The following is a 409-nucleotide window of genomic DNA, read 5'->3' as shown; positions in this document are numbered from 1 at the left end:
AATAACTGAGATATGTTTCACTCTTAAAATCACTGAATTACTTTTGAACTAGCACTAGGTCTAGCCAGGATTTCGCCTCATTGTACAAAATTGGATTGTTTTGCGGCGTGTAGTAGGTAAGGATTGCAACTGCCTGTGATACGACCCATCCGCGGGCCCTTGCCAATGTAGCATCGTCCGTACGGATAGCATCAAGGAACACATCGCGCGCCTCTGGCGAGTGCAACTTCCACGCGACCATTACATCACACGCAGGGTCACCTATGCCCATTGTCTCCCAATCAATCACACCGCTGATACGCTTATCACGTACGAGCCAGTTACGTACATCTAGATCGCCGTGATGCCAAACAGGAGGACCGTTCCATGGAGGCGCAGAAAGAGCCGACTCCCATACAGCAGACACCGC

General features: G+C 50.4%; 1 protein-coding gene. It reads right to left on the bottom strand.

What is annotated here, in order from left to right; genetic code table 11:
• Positions 1-37: 37 nt before the first annotated feature.
• A partial coding sequence (locus HRG09_RS28435; RefSeq protein ID WP_174104114.1) for a phosphotransferase occupies positions 38-409 on the bottom strand: 372 nt, incomplete at its 5' end.

This window comes from Bacillus sp. Xin1 (assembly GCF_013314535.1).
GTDB lineage: Bacteria > Bacillota > Bacilli > Bacillales > Bacillaceae_G > Bacillus_A.
The sequence above is the reverse complement of the archived record's forward strand: the minus strand, read 5'-3'. Positions and strand labels throughout refer to the sequence as shown.